Genomic DNA, 16,913 nt, shown 5'->3' on the forward strand with positions numbered 1-16,913 from the left:
GTAATGACTACTTATAACAATGAATTTACAATCTTTGTGAATACTAAATTAGTGGGAGGTAACAGGATGCAAAAAGAAATGAGTGCTATAAATCGAGAGCAATGGAATCATGAGCGATATCAAGCTTGGATAAATCGATTTGGTTCCATTGAGCAAGAAGCCAAAAGAATTATGGATGATCCAAAGAAGAGAATAAAGATTTTAGCTGATTATATTGGTGATGTCAGAGGAAAACGTGTACTAAATCTTCTCGGATCAAACGGGACAAAGGCAATATCGATTGCATTGATGGGCGCTAAAGAAGTAAAGGTTGTTGATATCTCACCAGAAAACGCAAGATTTGGAATGGACCTCGCAAGAGCTTGTAACGTTGAAATAAACTATATCGTTTCTGATGTAATGGATCTAAAAGTAGAGGAACTTGGTGAGTTTGACCTTATTTTTATTGAAATGGGAGTACTCCATTACATCTATAATATCGAAGAATTATTCAAGATAGTAAATAAATTGCTATGCAAGGGTGGTAGATTTGTACTTAGAGAATATCACCCAGTACTTTGGAAATTACTAAAAGAAGTAGACGGGCAATACATTGCTAGTGGTAATTATTTTGAACAAGATGTGGTCGGAGAAGAGATGAAGTTAAGGCGCTGGATACTTGGAGAAGTAATAACCTCGATCGTAAATGCGGGGTTGACAATCAAGGCTTTACATGAGGAATCGGGAGAAATACAGAGATGGATTTTTAAGGATCTACCAGAAGGCATAGAAGATAGAATCCCTGGAATCTATGCTGTAATTGCGACTAAAGAATAGTGGGTAATTCGAATGCGGTTCGTATAACAATGTGTTTTTGCTGTTTGAGACAATAAGTAGGTTAGCGTACTAATTGACACAAACACCAGCTAAGATAATGCTATTGAAATCGATGAATACATATCCAAACTATAAAAGGAAATGATGAAATGGATATATTGCTTGAAAGAGTTTCGGAAGATCAATTGATGTCATTAAAGAATTTGTTTGTACTTGCTGCATATGATCTAACTGAGTTTAATAACACTGACATCGGGGAAGATGGACTTTTCCAAGTTACATTTAATTTTATGGATTGGTATAGTGAGCCGAATTACCATATGTATTTTATCCGATCAGATCGATCATTGGCTGGATTCGTAATCGTGAAGAAGATACAAGAAGAAAAAATATATTATTTAAATCATTTCTTTATACTTCGAAAATACCGGGCGTTAAAGATCGGGCAGCAGGCTGCATTCAAGGCATTTGATTCATTCAAAGGACATTGGCGAGTGAGTGAATTTGATTGGAATGTACCGGCACAGATTTTCTGGAAGAAAGTTGTGAGTCGTTATACGAGTAATCAATTTATAGAAACAAGAAGAAAAGATAACAAGGGACCAGCCCAAGAATTTACTAACCAAGTGCGTTAGTAAATGTTATTTGAAGTTGAGTAAACAACTTATATAGCAGGGGTGACAAGAAGTATTGATTATGATGTTTAGAGACTCTTTTTAAGAGGAGATTACCGTAATCATCTTTACAAATCAAGTGACGTTGCGGCCGAAGCTGTCGAACCTTTAAGTTAGCGATATGAATACGTTATAGAAAATCAGCTAGAAGAAATAGAGAAGGAAAATCGAAAGATGCAAAGAATTATTACGAAGTAATACTTTTCTAAGATCTGACATTTTTCTGCACGCAAAATCAGGCGGATTGATCTACCGAATGATATGCTCCTTTTGAAAGGAGGGATTGGCGTGGATTGGCTCCAGCGTATGAACCATGCTATTGACTACATTGAAGAAAACTTAGAAAGCGATATTGATTATGATCAGATTGCAAAAATTGCTTTATGTTCGGTTTATCAATTTCAACGGATGTTTTCATTTGTACTTGAAGTTCCTTTAGCAGAATACATTAGGCGCCGAAGACTTACACTTGCTGCCTTAGATTTGCAAAACAGACAGAATAAAGTGACAGATGTAGCTTTGAAATATGGATACAAAACTCCAGAATCATTTTCTCGAGCATTTCAAAATATGCATAACTTGACTCCTACATCAGCGCGCAATACCGGTTGTCAGTTAAAAGCCTATCCTCGACTCTCCTTTCAACTTATATTAAAAGGAGCTGTTGGGATGCATTATCGGATTGAGAAACGAGACGCTTTTCAAGTTTATGGGTTAGAAGATATATACAACTATGATAATATTGCGAATCAACAAGGAGAATCGATCCCTGAAGTCTGGCAAAACATAAACAAGAATGGTGAGCTCGATCGATTACTCCAGACGGTACCTGGAGATTGGCAGCACGAAGGCAATTTCAACAAAGAACTTGGAGCTGTTTTTGCATTCGATTCTTATAAGTTCACAAGCAATACGACTTTTCCTTATCTTATCGGGTGTTATCGATCGGAGAATAGCAAAGTTGATGGATATACCATTGTTGATGTTCCAGCATCTACTTGGGTAGTATTTTCAACATTAAGTGATGAGAATGAGAGTGGAAGATATGATTTGAGTACTTTAAAAAACAAAATATTTTCGGAGTGGTTACAAACATCAAAACTCAACATTTTAGATGGTGGAAATTTCGAAATGTATTGTACTAACAAGGACGGTTATGAGTACTGTGAACTATGGTATCGAATTGAGAGCAACAGTGAATAAAATAAGAAACAAATAAATCGCTCAGTTAATAAGCAAACTTGTATAATTTAAGTTAAAACCTCCCAAAAGAAGCAGTTAGATTGAAAAGCTTTTATGGGAGGTTTATTTATAATTTGCTATACACGAATTCACACCGAGGGCTATTACCTTTGATTTTTAAAAAGGAAAGTAGAAGTGGAATCTGACCGCTAGGCCTGCGAGTTTAAGCAAGTGAAGGGGTGAAGACGACATGAAGAATCGTATACATATTTTTGGTGCATCTGGGTCAGGAACATCAACATTAGGACAAGAATTATCAAAGCGGCTTCCACATGTCAACTTTGATAGTGATGATTATCTTTGGATCGAGAAATTTACTGAACAAAGAAAACCACCGGAAAGATTACACTCACTAACTCAAGATCTATCTGAGTATAATCAGTGGATTTTATCAGGTGCGATATGTGGTTGGGGAAACGCCTTGAAATCAAATTTCGATTTAGTAATTTTTCTCTATGTGCCTAAAGAAATCAGACTTCAAAGACTAAGGGAAAGAGAAATACATAGATATGGTAAAGATGTCTTACCTGGAGGATGTATGTACGAACAATCAAAGACTTTCTTAGAGTGGGCTTCCTTATATGATGAGGCTGGGTTAGAGGTAAGAAGTAAGAAGCTGCATGAAAAGTGGATGTCAGATTTAACTTGCCCCGTTCTAAGGATAGAAGGTAATAACTCTATTAGTGAGAGAGTAAACCTTGTTTTAGAATATTTGAATAATAACAAATGAGCAGTGATCAAAATTTATATAAGAGGAGTCCATCGGGATGAATAAGCATAGTGTTTATGAAACAAACAGCTCCTATTGGGATACAAAAGGAAATGTTTTTTTAGGAGCAATTGTACTTCCTTTTTATGGAGCATTTATCTCAGAAGAAAAATGTCAACTTTTTGGCGATGTATCAGGAAAAAAGATGTTAGAGATAGGCTGTGGTAATGGTCATTCTATGCAATATCAGGTGGAACGTAAAGCATCTGAACTATGGGGGATGGATATATCAGAAAAACAAATTGAAAAAGCTGATCAACATTTAACGATGTGCGGTCTTTCAGCGAAATTAATCTGTTCTCCGATGGAAGAAGAATGTAACATACCAGTGGATTATTTTGATTTTGTTTATTCGATTTACGCGATCGGCTGGACAACTGATCTTGAAGGTACTTTTCTCCGAATTGCTTCTTATTAAAAAAAAGACGGCATATTTATTTTCAGTTGGTCTCATCCCATACACAAATGTGTCGTTGAAGAAAATAATAGATTTGTTTTTAACAAGTGTTATTTCGATGAATCTTGGTACTCGGTATCTCCTGATTCTTGTCAAGGTGCGCTAACCTTATCTGATCGTAAATTATCAACTTATGTAAATGCGTTGGCAAAAGCAGGTTTTGTTATTGAACAAATGATCGAAGAAACTGACCACGAAATAATACAATTGCATGATGACAATAATGATTTTGTGAAAAGAGCAAAAATGTTTCCTGTAACCTTCGTTATCAAAGCAAGAAAACTATAAAATATGGAAGAAGTGGTCCTAGAGTTAGTTGCTTAGCGGCTCAGGAAAGGATGGCATCTAATAACAAGTTATTGAGGAGAGTGAAGATATGAATGTTATTTTAAGTAAGGCTGGAGCAATATTTATTCCTGTAACTAACATCATAGATGCACGAGAATGGTACTGTTCCATACTTAATCTTGAACCTAATTATGAAATAATCGCAGGTCATCTTTGTTGTATACCCTTCGATAACAATGGATTGAATCTTGTTCTTGACAGCCAGATATACAATGAAGAATCTATCTATAAGAATCCTGCTTTCCATTTCAATACTAATGACATACAAAAAGCTTATCAATTCTTAAGAGAACGCAAGGTCGAGTTTGTAACAGAAGTAGAGAACGGCCATTGGTTTAACTTCAAAGATCCTGATGGGAATTTATTAATGGTTTGTAAATGCTAGATTTGAAATCGGTCATCGCAGATACTAACAAAGAGAGAAGGAGGCCATTATGAAAGATAAGCTTTTCTTAGAAATTAAAGAATACTTAATATCTAAATATCAATGCCATACAGTTATTTTATATGGGTCGTATGCTACTGAAAGCTATGACGATGAAAGTGATGTTGACTTGGTTTGTTTTTATGATGAAGTAGAGAACAAGAATGATAACTCCTTTATTCTTAATAAACAGTTAGATGCATGGCTTTATAATACTGAGGAATTGAGTCACTCGGAGCAATTTTTGCATATTAGAGAAGGAATTCTTTTAATGGATGAAAGAGGACTAGGGAGGAAATTATTAGGGGAAATTGAACAACTCTATATAAAAGGACCTGACCCAATAAAAACTGATGAAGTCGAATTCTTAAAAAAATGGTTAGATAAAATGGTAAACCGCTCACTTAGAGGAGATTCTGAAGGGAATTATAGATTACATTGGTTGCTAAAGGACAGCCTTGAAATATACTTCAAATTGCAAAATAGATGGTATGTAGGTCCTAAGAAATCAATTCAGTGGTTACAAGAACATGACCAAAGAGCGTATACACTGTTCTCTAATGCTTTACATAGGAATGCTAGCAACAAAGATATCGAAATCTTAATTGATTATATTGTTAAAAACTAAATTTAGCTTATCAGTTATCAGCATCATTGTTGAAGGAGAGAACTTAGGTGGAAGATTTGGTAATTGAACTCTACAATCCTGAAAGGGACAGAACTTTAATAAAAGCGATGTTGAATGGAAATGAACAGTATGACGAAATTTTCAGAGCAAATGAAGGGGATTTTCAGGGGAATATAATTGTTGCGCGTTACAAAGGTGTAACTGTAGGTTTTCTTTCATTCGGTCCTTTTAGAAGACAAACCGTGACGACGATCTTTATCAGGCATGAATGTAGAAGAATGGGTATTGGCAGTGAACTTATGAAGAGAGCAAATCAATTGCTTTTAAAAAATGAGGAAGTAGAGCGTTCCATTGGAGTATGTGTGAATGGTGATCATTCTTCGCTGCAATTTATTTATAAGAATGGTTATTACATAAGTTATTCATCTTATATCATGGAACTAGAGGGAGAATTCCCTGCCGAAAATCAAGCTTTTATCAGACCCTATGAAGAAGATGACTACATTACATGTCATAATATTAGCGAATTAGCTTTTTTCAAAATGCATGAACATATAAATATGCTTCCGTCCTATTATTATCCTCCAAATGAAAGGGAGCGCCAGCGTTTTGCGGAAGACAGAACGAACAGATTCGTTATGCTGGTAGACGATGAAATTGTGGCAGTCGGAATAATTGACGGTAGTGAACTGAGTCATGTCTCCGTTCGTCCTGAACTTCAAGGGCGTGGATATGGAAGGACTTTTGTAACTTTTCTTGTTAACGAAATCAAGCGTCGCGGCGCAAAAACTGTGAAGCTTTGGGTACTCAAAGGTAATCCTGCAAAAAAATTATATGAAAGTCTTGGTTTTAGAGAAAAATCATTAAACCATTGGGTAACAAAATACTATAGACCCGACACCCGTTTAAGCAGACCTCCGAGTCACTTGTTGAGCTAATAGGTAAAAATTGAATTCGCCCATGTATCCTAAAGAAAGCGTTTTAAATGAAAGGGAGGTCAATGATGTGTTGTCTTGGATGCAAACTTGCAAATCATGTAATGGAAACAAATGTTGTCTATGAAGACGATTTAATTACTTGTATTTTGGACATTGACCCATTGAATGAAGGACATACGTTAATCTTACCAAAAAGACATTATAAAGATCTCGAAGAGATCGATAAGGTAACTATTATTTCCATCATGGACGCAGCAGTAATCATATCTATAGCTCTAAAAGAAATTTATCAACCTGATGGAATATCGACCATTCAAAATGGTGGGGAATTTAACGATTTAGATCATTATCACATGCATGTATTTCCAAGATACAAGAATGATGGATTTGGATGGGTAGAACCAATAAATAAATCTCAAACTCCATTGGACCAAGTAAAGGAAAGGATAGTTGATAAATTAAATGCAATTAGTATGTAAAACTGAAAGGAATTAAAAAATGAATCTCAGAATTCATTCAGGAAACGCACAGACAATGCGAATAAGTCTCTCTAACAATTGAAATAAGTAATAATCATGTCAAAAAGCTTTGTGAGAAATTAGGATTTGTTAATCAAAATATAGAGAACCAAGATGGCGAGATTATATATAAACTAAAGTTAAAGTAAACTATAAAGAACTTGTATTAGTTACTTTAAGAGGGCGTTACTCGTTCTTACGTCGTCGAAACTGCTCGTCAATCGCTACGGAATCTGTGACGTTGTATAACATAGTGAAGGCCGTGAAAATAATTCTGAGAGGATGAAGTAGGATGATAGCTATGCAATATAAGATCACATTACCAAGCGATTATGATATGGGGATAATCAGAGATAGAGTACAAAATAATGGTTATAAGACAGACGGTTTTGAGGATTTAAAGTCAAAACTATATCTTATAACAGAATTAGGAAACAACAAATGTTTACAAAATAGTTATTGCCCACTCTATCTTTGGAAGAATAGCAGCGGATTAAATAAATTCCTGTTTAACGGTTATTATGACAACATATTAAAATCCTTTGGATGGCAACATGTCAATATAGGAATCCCTTTGATCGACAATACTACTGATAAAATTAAAGAGAGTAAATACGTATTTGAAATTTCAAAAACAATACAGCCACAAGAAAGTTTGGATAACTTAACAGATATCATTCTAAATGAGATTCCTATGTTAGATCAAACAGAATATACAATAATATATAACCCAGATAAATGGGAGTATAGTGTGTTTTATTTTAACGAAGACGTTGATAAATTCGCCGATTTAAATGGAGTAGTGTATACCGTGCTGCATGTCTCTACATAGAATCTTCCTGTTTTATAAGCCATTAGGATTGTGGATTTAAGAACGTTATCCGAAAGTGACTAGAGAGATCATCATTAGTATATATTATCTTTCAGAAGCATTTGGAAATAGACCGAAGTACACTTCACTTATTGAACCTTGTATTCCTTTAGCCGCTGACATGCTCTATCGTATGGGAGTTAATAAGGAACATATTAATGATCTCAATACAGAAATATATAATAATGCAAGTATTAATATAACCGCAAAGAATACAATTCAAAGGAGAAATAAATGAGATATTCCATCAGACCTATAATAGAGAAAGATGTGCCTTTTTTATGGGATATGTTGTATGAATCATTATATGTTCCGAAAGGACGAGAACCTTTTAATAGAAATGTGATTAAGGAACCTTTTCTATCTAAGTATGTGGAAGATTGGGGTAGAGAAGGAGATCTAGGATACATTGCAGTAAATGATGAAGGATTGTCTTTAGGATCGATCACTGCTCGATTTTTTAATGAAGATAATAAAGGGTTTGGATATGCAGGTCATGATGTACCAGAGCTTGGTATGGCTCTGAAAGAGGAATATAGAGGAATAGGAATCGGAAAGGCACTGTTACAAATGATGATTGATGGGCTTAAGGAGAAGGAAATAAAGAAAGTATCATTAAGTGTAGATCCTGAAAATAGTGATGCAATGAAATTATATCGACGATTTGGATTTAAAGAAGTTGGCATGGTGGATACATCAATTACTATGGTTTTAGAGCTGTAATACAAAGAACGAAACAAATAACATGTAAGGAGCATACAGATGATCGATATTCAAAGCGTAATTCCACATCGATATCCATTTCTAATGATAGATCGAATTATAGAGATAGAAGAGAAAAGATGGGCTAAAGGATATAAGAATGTGACTGGGAACGAATGGTTTATTACTCAACCAAGTAATCGTATGCCAAGCATGATGATCGTGGAGGCATTAGCGCAATTAGGAGCATTTGCCTTAACCAGTAGAGAGAAGAATTTGGGTTTTCTTTCATCATTGAATGGTATAGAGTTCCTAGGTGATGCTTATCCAGGGGATCGAATTGAATTGTATTATGAAGTTGTAAAGAGTAGAAAAGGGTTTGTTTTGGGTAGAGGGGAGGCCGCTATCGGAGACCAAGTAATTATCAAGGCCGAAGAAATTATGATTTATATACAAACAGATAACAACATCAAATAACAATGTATTCATGCATCAAGGTTTCCTTCTTCTCAGTCTGAAGTGGAAAATTTCGAATGAGTATATACTAAAATAGGATACAACAGAAACTGAAAATATAACAAAGAGGGAATATTATGAAAAATGCAGTGTAATCTCTGGACCAGCCGGGGTAGGTAAATCTACAACATCGCGAAGACTTGTGGAGACGCTAAATAGAAGTGCATATATATCTGGAGATGCGATAAGTCATTTTCCAGTGAATGGTCGTGGTAAACCATGGCTTGATAAAAGTACTCTAGATTTAACATGGAAAAATATATTAAGCATAACTATGAATCTATTAGATTATAAATATGATGTTGTGATAGATTATGTCTCATTCCCTAAAGAAGTAAAATGGCTTGCATCAGGTTTGAATAATAGAGAAGTCAGAATTGTATATGTTGTACTTTTAGTAGATAAAGAAACGATAATTTTTAGGGATCAGTTAAGACCGGAAGAAGAGCGAATGGGAGAGCGAAGTTTGATTCTTTTAGATGAGTTTGAGAATGATTCTGAATTAATGGATGTTAACAAGCTCTATACACATGAATATAAAATAGAGCAATTAGCTGAAATTATAGATGGGATTTTGCAGGATGATAAATATATCCTTAGATAATTTGAAAAAGTAGATGTAAACAAGTTTGATATATGGATACAAAAACTTGGCAACAGCTATATTACGGCAGCCGATCAAAACGATCGGTTGCTTTTTTTGAAGCCAATAGGCAGTTTGAAGTAATTGAAAGAGTGAATTATGTTATAATATCCCAAATGATGTAAAAGGTAATATTTTTGAGCGAAGGGAGATAAATAAATGGAACATGATAAAGAAATTCAAGAGATTAAAGAGCGATTGAAAAATGTGGAGAGCCAACTCAAACAAAAATCACGATTTTCTGGTTTTTCTATTACTGTGCTAATCGGTATTGTCTTTGTCGTACTATTTTTAATAGCAGTAGGCTCATATCAATTTGTATCTGGAGGTTAAACTTTTATTAATAAAGTCTGTTATATAAGGCGTGAAAAGTCGTCAATAGGCGGCTTTTTTTATTTGATATACCCATTTGTATCCATGACAAATATATTAAATGTAATCTTGTTTCGACTCGACCATGGAATAATCCTTAGGGTATTAGTAGATCGGTATGGATAAGCAAGGAAGTAAGGGTGTGGGAAATATGAACAAGATGAAAAGAATAATGATTCCATTCGTTATTGTTCTCATTATCTTAGTAGGATTAACTATATTCGAATTTTTCGTTTTGCACTTGCTAGGTTTGCAGTATAAATCCGCTGGTGGTTTAATATTATTCTTTGTTCTATATCTACTCCTAGAAATACCTCTCTCATTGATTACAGATGCAATGCCTAAAGCATTAAAATCGGTGGGGATTATTAAATCAAGCAAAGGATGGTTACCCCTAACTTTGGATACAGGGTTGCCATTTATTTTAATCCTATTACTTGATGCCTTCATCAGCGATATAACGATAACATGGCAAGGAGCTATGATATTCTCATTAGTTACCGGAATCATTAGTAGGAAGGTAAAAGAGAGTGAAAAGGAGCCGCCAGTCTGGATAGTATTGAAATCGAAAAAATGAGAAGTGAAATAGAGTTTAAGGAAAAGTATTGATTATCATGATTAAAGCTAGGATTATTATCGAGTGAAAAGCGCTAATATGATCATAAATAACAAGTATGCTGGTCTACAATTCGAGGCTCTAGAATTCTCAACCTTGCGTTCTATTCCATCTTTTTTGTTTTCCATATGATTATGCTTAAAAATGTAACAAGAAATATACAGGCTAGAGCTAAATATAGGAATGAAAAGTCCCTGTTTTTAAAGTAACGAAATAAAAGCCCACCTCCGAATATTACAATACCCCCAACACTAACATGCATTAAATTATCGATCTTTTTCAATCTTTTACACTCTCCCCTAGCCTAATTATTTGTTCATTTGATCCATTATCTAATAAGATACTTTAAAATAGAAAGGTCGGATACCTTAGATATTAAGGAATTCGACTTTTTTGTTTAAATCTTTGGTAGGGCACATAGATTCTTTATAGAAAGAATCAAAAAACTCTATTAATTTTTATTCAACACATGAAAAATTCACAATAATATTAGCCGGAATCTAGATAACTTCCTACAAATCCAAAACTTTACGAGTATCTTGAAATGTATCAAATGCGATTTTGACAAAACCAAATATTGTAAAAAGACTGAAATGTAGTAAAATACTTATCAATACTCAGAGACACAAACGTTTCAGTCTCCCCCAGATACGAGTGTTTCTAACACAACTATTTACTTCGATGATCATGATCTAGAGGCTGCAGTGCAAAGACTATAAAACGAAAGAAGGATAACCGTATGCTTACAATTAGATTTGTCTCAAATGATGATATCCCACATATTCAATCGATCGCACGTGAAACATGGATTTTTACTTATGGAGACATTTACCCAATGGAATATATTGATCATTTTCTAAGTAAAGCTTATTCTTATGAGAATTTAAGCCTGTCGGTAGAGAGAGATCTTCACAATGCGAAACGGAGCTTCTTAATAGCGGAATTTAATAATGAAGTCGTTGGATATGCTCAAACAAGACAAGTGAATGAAGAAGATTATGAACTACTAAGAATCTATGTACGGCCTGGATATCATAAACAAGGAATAGGAAATGGATTCATTGAAGAATTTGTTCATGTTTTAAAACCGATAAAAAAACTATTTGCTTGGGTTGCGAAAGACAACCATATAGGAAGAGCATTTTATGAGAAAAAAGGATTTAAAGAGGTCGAAGAAAAGGTGGAAACAATAGATGGAAACAGTAAAATACAAACCAAATATGAATTGGAGATTAAATGATTATTAAGGAGGCTGTTCCTGATGGTTGAAAGATCTGTATTAAATCAGATTCTCGATTTATTAGGTTACACTTCATCAACGATTCGTTTGATTGGCGGATATTTTGACAACGTATATGAAATTGCTGCTGAATTTCCCTTGGTTATTAAGATCTTTAATAGGGAGATGAATAGCGAAGAAGATATTTTATCAGAGATTGAATGGACTCAGTTTTTAAGTAACCATGGTCTTAGTGTAATTGAACCTATATTAGTAAAAGGGCTTTACATAAACAATTTGTCCGAAAGTATGTTTTTCGTTGCTTATAAGAGAGCAAGGGGAAACCATATTGATATAAATAATAAAGAAGTATGGAATAGTAGATTATTTAACCTGTGGGGACAGGGAATGGGGACTATGCATTCTCTATCGAAGCTTTATAAAGGAAAGAGACCTGAATGGCACAAGCAAGAAATTTACCAAGTGAATTTGAAGGATCTAGATCCTAAGATTAATGATCTATGGAACAACTATCTTGCTGAATTAAAAACGATGAATACTTCTAAGGATATCTATGGAATCATACATGGCGATCTTCACCAACAAAATTTGCTATATGATAATGAGGAGGTAACATTTATTGATTTTGGAGATAGTGAATATGGTTGGTTTGCATATGACATAGCAATCTCCATATATCATGCTTCACAATCTATTGAAGAAAAAGAGAATAGATGTAAGTTTGCAACTTCATTTTGTCAATCATTCATTGATGGATATGCAAAGGTAAACTCTACGAGTGAAATAATCAATAAAATAGATTTTTTTATTAATTTTAGACATCTCTACTCTTATGTCTATCACAATCATTATTTAGATAAAACGAATATAAACATGAAACAATTAGATTATCTAGATAAAATGAAAAAGTCGTTAATTAATCAGACTTCATATTTTGAAAAATCGTTACTATTGTAGGCAGAAACACGTGATTTAGCAGCCATTGAATTCGGATAACATTATATACTTTTAATTTGAGACAACCTTCAGCGGATTAATTTATGTATCCAAAGCGTTATTTCTATACTAATAGGGATTGCGATAAAAGAAAGATTCGGTTCACATGACGAGGGAGTACTGTTTACAGATCATATATTTAGGAAATATCATAATTAGTGCTTATGTCTCTTTCCCCGAGATATAGGCATTTTTTTATGCAATGTCACTTTTATAACACAAACTAACACAGCAATTACGGAAAGTGTTTTTGTAAAAGATTATGCTACTCCTGCTGTTTCTGTCTGGGAGGATTAATAAAAAAGTGAAAGATACATACATTTTATATCTTGTAAAAAAATAAGCTTTAATGAAAGACTCTTCAAATTTTGAAGGGTCTATTTTATTTATCAATATTTCTTTGATGTGAAGTTATAAAATAACTACTTATTACAAACAGGTATGTAAATATTTAACTTACTTTTTTAAATTAAATATATAATAATCAGAATGTAACCAGTTAATAATGTATGGGGGATTTTTATGAGGAACATTGTATCAATTTTTAGGAAGAGTAATTTTTGTGTGTTCATTGTGTGTGCTGTCTTTCTATTTATTATCAGCGGTTGTGGATCTACAACACCACCAGAAGATAATAGCGAATCTATCTCACAGACAACAGATACACCAACAAGTATTGACGAGAATAATGAGCAAGTTAAAGATGATGATAAGAAAAAAGAAGAGACAGTCAACGATAAGGAACAGAGTTCTTCTTCAACAACATTAACAGAGGAAGATACTACAACAAAGAAGGAAACAACAAAAACGGAGACAACTACGCCTACACAAGCCGTTAAACCTACTTCAACCACTCCGAGTGGTAAGCTAACGGTTCACTATATAGATGTTGGACAAGGAGCATCGCAACTTATTCAAACACCTAGCGGCAAAACAATGCTTATCGATGGAGGCAATAACGATGATGAACAGCGTATGGTTAGCTACTTAAATAAACAGGGAGTAAAAAAAGTAGATGTTCTTATAGGAACACACCCAGATGCCGATCATATTGGGGGATTAGACGCAGTAGTGGATTCCTTTGATATTGGAAAAATTTATATGCCAAAGGTATCTTCTAACACGAAAACATATGAATCTTTACTGACTTCGATCAAAAATAAGAGTCTTAAAGTTACAACGGCTAAAGCAGGAATAAACATCGATTTGGATAATGAGATTGATATCAAAATGATTGCTCCTGTTAAGACGTATGATGATAAAAATGAAATGAGCGCTGTTGTTAAACTTACTTATGGAAACAACTCCTTTTTATTCACAGGAGACGCTGAGTCAGGCAGCGAAAGTGATATGATAAATAGCGGTGTAAACCTAAAATCAGATGTCTTGCTTGTTGGTCACCACGGTTCGAACTCATCGACTAGTCAAACGTTTCTAAATGCTGTTGATCCTACGTATGCTGTCATTCAAGTGGGTAATAATAGTTATGGTCATCCTACAGATAATATCTTAAACAGACTTAATAGTAAAAATATAAAAATATATCGTAATGATCTGCAAGGAACCATTATTTTTACGTCTGATGGGACGAACATTAAACCATCGGTAAGCGCGTGGAAATATACAGCAACAACTAATAAAGAAGAAACCCCTAGTGAAAGTACAAGTACTACAGTAACTAAAAAGGAACCTGCAGTATCATCAGACACGAAAACAGAAACAAAAACAGAATCGACTACAAGTGTTTACTATAAAAATTGTGACGCAGTAAGAGCGGCTGGAAAAGATCCGTTATACAAAGGTGACCCAGGATACAGTACAAAGCTTGATAGGGATAAAGATGGTATAGCTTGTGAAAGATAGATAGGAGGTCTTTACATGAAAGGTATCGTTGATCGGTTTGAAGGTGATTACGCGGTAATTGAGATAGATGGACAGACACATGATGTTTCTAAGTCAATTATTGATGCTTCTGTAAAAGTGGGGGATGTAGTTACTTTGGTAGAAGGAGTATGGAAACCTAATCCTACGGAAACAAAGCAACGAGAGAAGCAAATTAAGATGCTTATGGACGATGTTTGGGAAGATTAAACAAATATTTATAATTACAAATACTAACCCGATTTCATTTAGAAGTCGGGTTATTTGCTTTCAATGTTATCGGTAAAGAAACTATGTACTATATGAATTTTGAAGATAAAGAAAACCAAATATTGTTAAAACGTCAAACTGTAGTAAAATATTTATAGGTGCCTTTAGACATAATTCTCCAGTTTACAACTCGAGTCCATTATCTATGCGAACTGATTAGAAAGAGGACACGCTGGAGAATCTTCCCGATTCAGAGTTATGCTTCAGTGTTGTCCAATGTAGAAATATAATAATAAATGGAGGTCGAAAATCATGGCAGCACTAACGGATAAGTTTTCACCTTTAATTTCATATACAGAAAAAGCAAAAGTAAGGTTTGGGGCTTCCGCAGCATCTGTTGTGATCATCCAGGACAACAAAATTATAACGGAGTGGTATACTGGAGAACATCATTTTAAAAATGGAGCTCTCGTAGTAACAACGGATTCTATGTTTAACTTGTATTCCCTAAGGAAAACGTACGTTGGACTTGCGACAGCAATTGCTGTTGTAGAAAGTAGAGTATCTATTGACAGTAAAGTTTCTGACGTTCTAATAAACTTAACTGAATACGAGTTGGGGAACATCACAATAAGAGATTTAGCAACAAAATCAGGTGCCAAATATTTTGGATCGCATCGTGTTGAACGTGAGAAAGTAGCGTGTGATTTAATCAAAGAACTAACAGGATCTAATATTGCAGAACTAATTACAGAACGAATATGCAGACCAGCCGAGTTAACTAATACCGAGTGGGTTTCGATTCCTAAAGAAAAATTAGTTTGTGATTTTCAAGCTGCAGACGGCTATGCATCCGTTAGAATTGAGTCAAATGAAGGTCATGAAAGAAATCTGTATTCAAGTGCGAGAGACCTGGCAAGGTGGGGGGATTTGCACCTAAATAAAGGCTTTATAAATTCCAGTCAATTAGTACCTGCCACCGTATTTACACTCATTGAACAGTTGCGAATGGATACTGGAGACATGAAGCGGATTTTTGGATGGTACTATCAAGATCAGTGCTATTATGCATCAGGTGCAGCAGGTTGTCACTGTGTAATTGTGCCAGAGTTCAATGCGGTAGCAGTTCGGATGTTAAATAAATATACAGAAAACTACACACAAGATCAGAATTCGTTTAATGAAATCTTTTATAATTGCCTTCAAAGCATAAACTAGTTTATTTAGTTAGAAACAATCTAAGTTAATCTAAGGGAGGAATATTGGAATTTTGTGAGGACGATAAATAAAAGTCTACTATATTTATATATTACCTTTTCATAGAATCTTGGTCATAGTAACATATGTATACTGATTCATATAACAATGAATAAACGGTATTAAATATGCTTTATTGAAACCCCTTTCAAACCCTAGAGAAAGATGTGAAAGAAAATGAGCAGGAGAAACTTCGTCTCTAGCAGAGCTTTGGTCATTGTGCTTCATGAGATTTATGGAGTTAACGATCATATCCATTTTTTTAGTGAGATATTAATAAATGAAGGTTTTGATGTACTTATTCCAAACCTTATTCATAGGGATTCATTTTCTTATGATCTTGAGGATCTCGCTTATCAATATTTTATGAACGAGATTGGATTCGAGAAATCAGTAAGAGAAGTAGAGGAAATAATAAAAATAAATAAAGCGGAGTATGATCAGGTATTTATCATTGGATTTAGTATTGGTGCAACAATCGCTTGGATGTGCAGTGAATATGATATTAACGGAGTAATCGGGTACTATGGATCGAGAATTCGTGATTATAAAGAGATAGAGCCTAGATGTCCTGCGTTATTGTTTCTTTCCTCTAGAGAGAGATCATTTAATGTAATGGATTTAGAAATGGATCTGAAGAAAAAGAAGAATACGCTAATAAAGATTATTGAAGCTGAGCATGGTTTTATGAATCCATTCTACAAAACTTATGATTCCAATGAATGTAAGAATTGTGTTGAAATTAGTTTGGAATTTCTTAAGGCGAATGCAATTAGATAAAGGGAACCGGTTAAG

At 34.3% G+C, this 16,913-nt stretch carries 20 protein-coding genes and 1 pseudogene; all 21 read left to right on the top strand.

Annotation, left to right across the window (positions count from 1 at the left end; all coding sequences use genetic code 11):
* The first annotated feature begins 66 nt into the window (after positions 1–66).
* The 21 genes and pseudogenes from QPK24_RS11195 (at position 67) to QPK24_RS11295 (ending at position 16,898) form a co-directional block, all read left to right on the top strand.
* Positions 67–816, top strand: coding sequence for a class I SAM-dependent methyltransferase (locus QPK24_RS11195; protein WP_285748730.1), 750 nt, complete (start codon positions 67–69; stop codon positions 814–816).
* 149 nt (positions 817–965) lie between these two features.
* Positions 966–1,451, top strand: coding sequence for a GNAT family N-acetyltransferase (locus QPK24_RS11200; RefSeq protein WP_285748732.1), 486 nt, complete (start codon positions 966–968; stop codon positions 1,449–1,451).
* A 327-nt stretch (positions 1,452–1,778) separates the two neighbouring features.
* Positions 1,779–2,693, top strand: a complete 915-nt coding sequence (locus QPK24_RS11205; protein ID WP_285748734.1) for an AraC family transcriptional regulator — start codon at positions 1,779–1,781, stop codon at positions 2,691–2,693.
* Between the two features lie 229 nt (positions 2,694–2,922).
* Positions 2,923–3,462 (top strand): ATP-binding protein, encoded by a 540-nt coding sequence (locus QPK24_RS11210; protein ID WP_285748736.1) that lies wholly within the window; start codon positions 2,923–2,925, stop codon positions 3,460–3,462.
* A gap of 37 nt (positions 3,463–3,499) precedes the next feature.
* Positions 3,500–4,246 (top strand): annotated as a pseudogene (locus QPK24_RS11215) (class I SAM-dependent methyltransferase).
* A gap of 88 nt (positions 4,247–4,334) precedes the next feature.
* The gene (locus QPK24_RS11220) at positions 4,335–4,691 is read left to right on the top strand and encodes a VOC family protein (RefSeq protein ID WP_285748738.1); all 357 of its coding nucleotides are present in this window, start codon (positions 4,335–4,337) and stop codon (positions 4,689–4,691) included.
* Between the two features lie 49 nt (positions 4,692–4,740).
* Entirely contained in the window at positions 4,741–5,358 is a 618-nt protein-coding gene (locus QPK24_RS11225) for a nucleotidyltransferase domain-containing protein (RefSeq protein WP_285748740.1), read from the top strand.
* Positions 5,359–5,405: 47 nt separating this feature from the next.
* The gene (locus QPK24_RS11230) at positions 5,406–6,296 is read left to right on the top strand and encodes a GNAT family N-acetyltransferase (protein WP_285748742.1); all 891 of its coding nucleotides are present in this window, start codon (positions 5,406–5,408) and stop codon (positions 6,294–6,296) included.
* Positions 6,297–6,343: 47 nt separating this feature from the next.
* Positions 6,344–6,775, top strand: coding sequence for an HIT family protein (locus QPK24_RS11235; protein WP_285748744.1), 432 nt, complete (start codon positions 6,344–6,346; stop codon positions 6,773–6,775).
* 331 nt (positions 6,776–7,106) lie between these two features.
* Positions 7,107–7,646, top strand: coding sequence for a DUF4865 family protein (locus QPK24_RS11240; RefSeq protein WP_285748746.1), 540 nt, complete (start codon positions 7,107–7,109; stop codon positions 7,644–7,646).
* 273 nt (positions 7,647–7,919) lie between these two features.
* Positions 7,920–8,408, top strand: coding sequence for a GNAT family N-acetyltransferase (locus QPK24_RS11245; RefSeq protein WP_285748748.1), 489 nt, complete (start codon positions 7,920–7,922; stop codon positions 8,406–8,408).
* A 33-nt stretch (positions 8,409–8,441) separates the two neighbouring features.
* Positions 8,442–8,864 carry a 3-hydroxyacyl-ACP dehydratase FabZ family protein gene (locus QPK24_RS11250; RefSeq protein WP_407083011.1) on the top strand — a complete coding sequence of 141 codons (423 nt, stop codon included), beginning with the start codon at positions 8,442–8,444 and terminating at the stop codon, positions 8,862–8,864.
* A 133-nt stretch (positions 8,865–8,997) separates the two neighbouring features.
* The gene (locus tag QPK24_RS11255) at positions 8,998–9,507 is read left to right on the top strand and encodes an AAA family ATPase (protein ID WP_407083012.1); all 510 of its coding nucleotides are present in this window, start codon (positions 8,998–9,000) and stop codon (positions 9,505–9,507) included.
* A gap of 198 nt (positions 9,508–9,705) precedes the next feature.
* A complete protein-coding gene (locus QPK24_RS11260; RefSeq protein ID WP_285748755.1) occupies positions 9,706–9,879 on the top strand; it encodes a hypothetical protein in 174 nt (57 codons plus the stop codon).
* A gap of 190 nt (positions 9,880–10,069) precedes the next feature.
* Positions 10,070–10,495 (top strand): YrvL family regulatory protein, encoded by a 426-nt coding sequence (locus QPK24_RS11265; protein WP_285748757.1) that lies wholly within the window; start codon positions 10,070–10,072, stop codon positions 10,493–10,495.
* 778 nt (positions 10,496–11,273) lie between these two features.
* Positions 11,274–11,774 (top strand): GNAT family N-acetyltransferase, encoded by a 501-nt coding sequence (locus QPK24_RS11270; protein WP_285748760.1) that lies wholly within the window; start codon positions 11,274–11,276, stop codon positions 11,772–11,774.
* 21 nt (positions 11,775–11,795) lie between these two features.
* Entirely contained in the window at positions 11,796–12,731 is a 936-nt protein-coding gene (locus tag QPK24_RS11275) for a phosphotransferase enzyme family protein (RefSeq protein ID WP_285748762.1), read from the top strand.
* 561 nt (positions 12,732–13,292) lie between these two features.
* Positions 13,293–14,633: an MBL fold metallo-hydrolase gene (locus tag QPK24_RS11280; protein WP_285748764.1), complete on the top strand. Its 1,341-nt coding sequence runs from the start codon at positions 13,293–13,295 to the stop codon at positions 14,631–14,633.
* 15 nt (positions 14,634–14,648) lie between these two features.
* The gene (locus tag QPK24_RS11285; RefSeq protein WP_285748765.1) at positions 14,649–14,861 is read left to right on the top strand and encodes a DUF3006 domain-containing protein; all 213 of its coding nucleotides are present in this window, start codon (positions 14,649–14,651) and stop codon (positions 14,859–14,861) included.
* A 312-nt stretch (positions 14,862–15,173) separates the two neighbouring features.
* Entirely contained in the window at positions 15,174–16,079 is a 906-nt protein-coding gene (locus tag QPK24_RS11290; RefSeq protein WP_285748766.1) for a serine hydrolase domain-containing protein, read from the top strand.
* A gap of 216 nt (positions 16,080–16,295) precedes the next feature.
* Entirely contained in the window at positions 16,296–16,898 is a 603-nt protein-coding gene (locus QPK24_RS11295; protein WP_285748767.1) for a dienelactone hydrolase family protein, read from the top strand.
* Positions 16,899–16,913: the final 15 nt, after the last annotated feature.

Source organism: Paenibacillus polygoni, from assembly GCF_030263935.1.
GTDB lineage: Bacteria > Bacillota > Bacilli > Paenibacillales > Paenibacillaceae > Paenibacillus > Paenibacillus polygoni.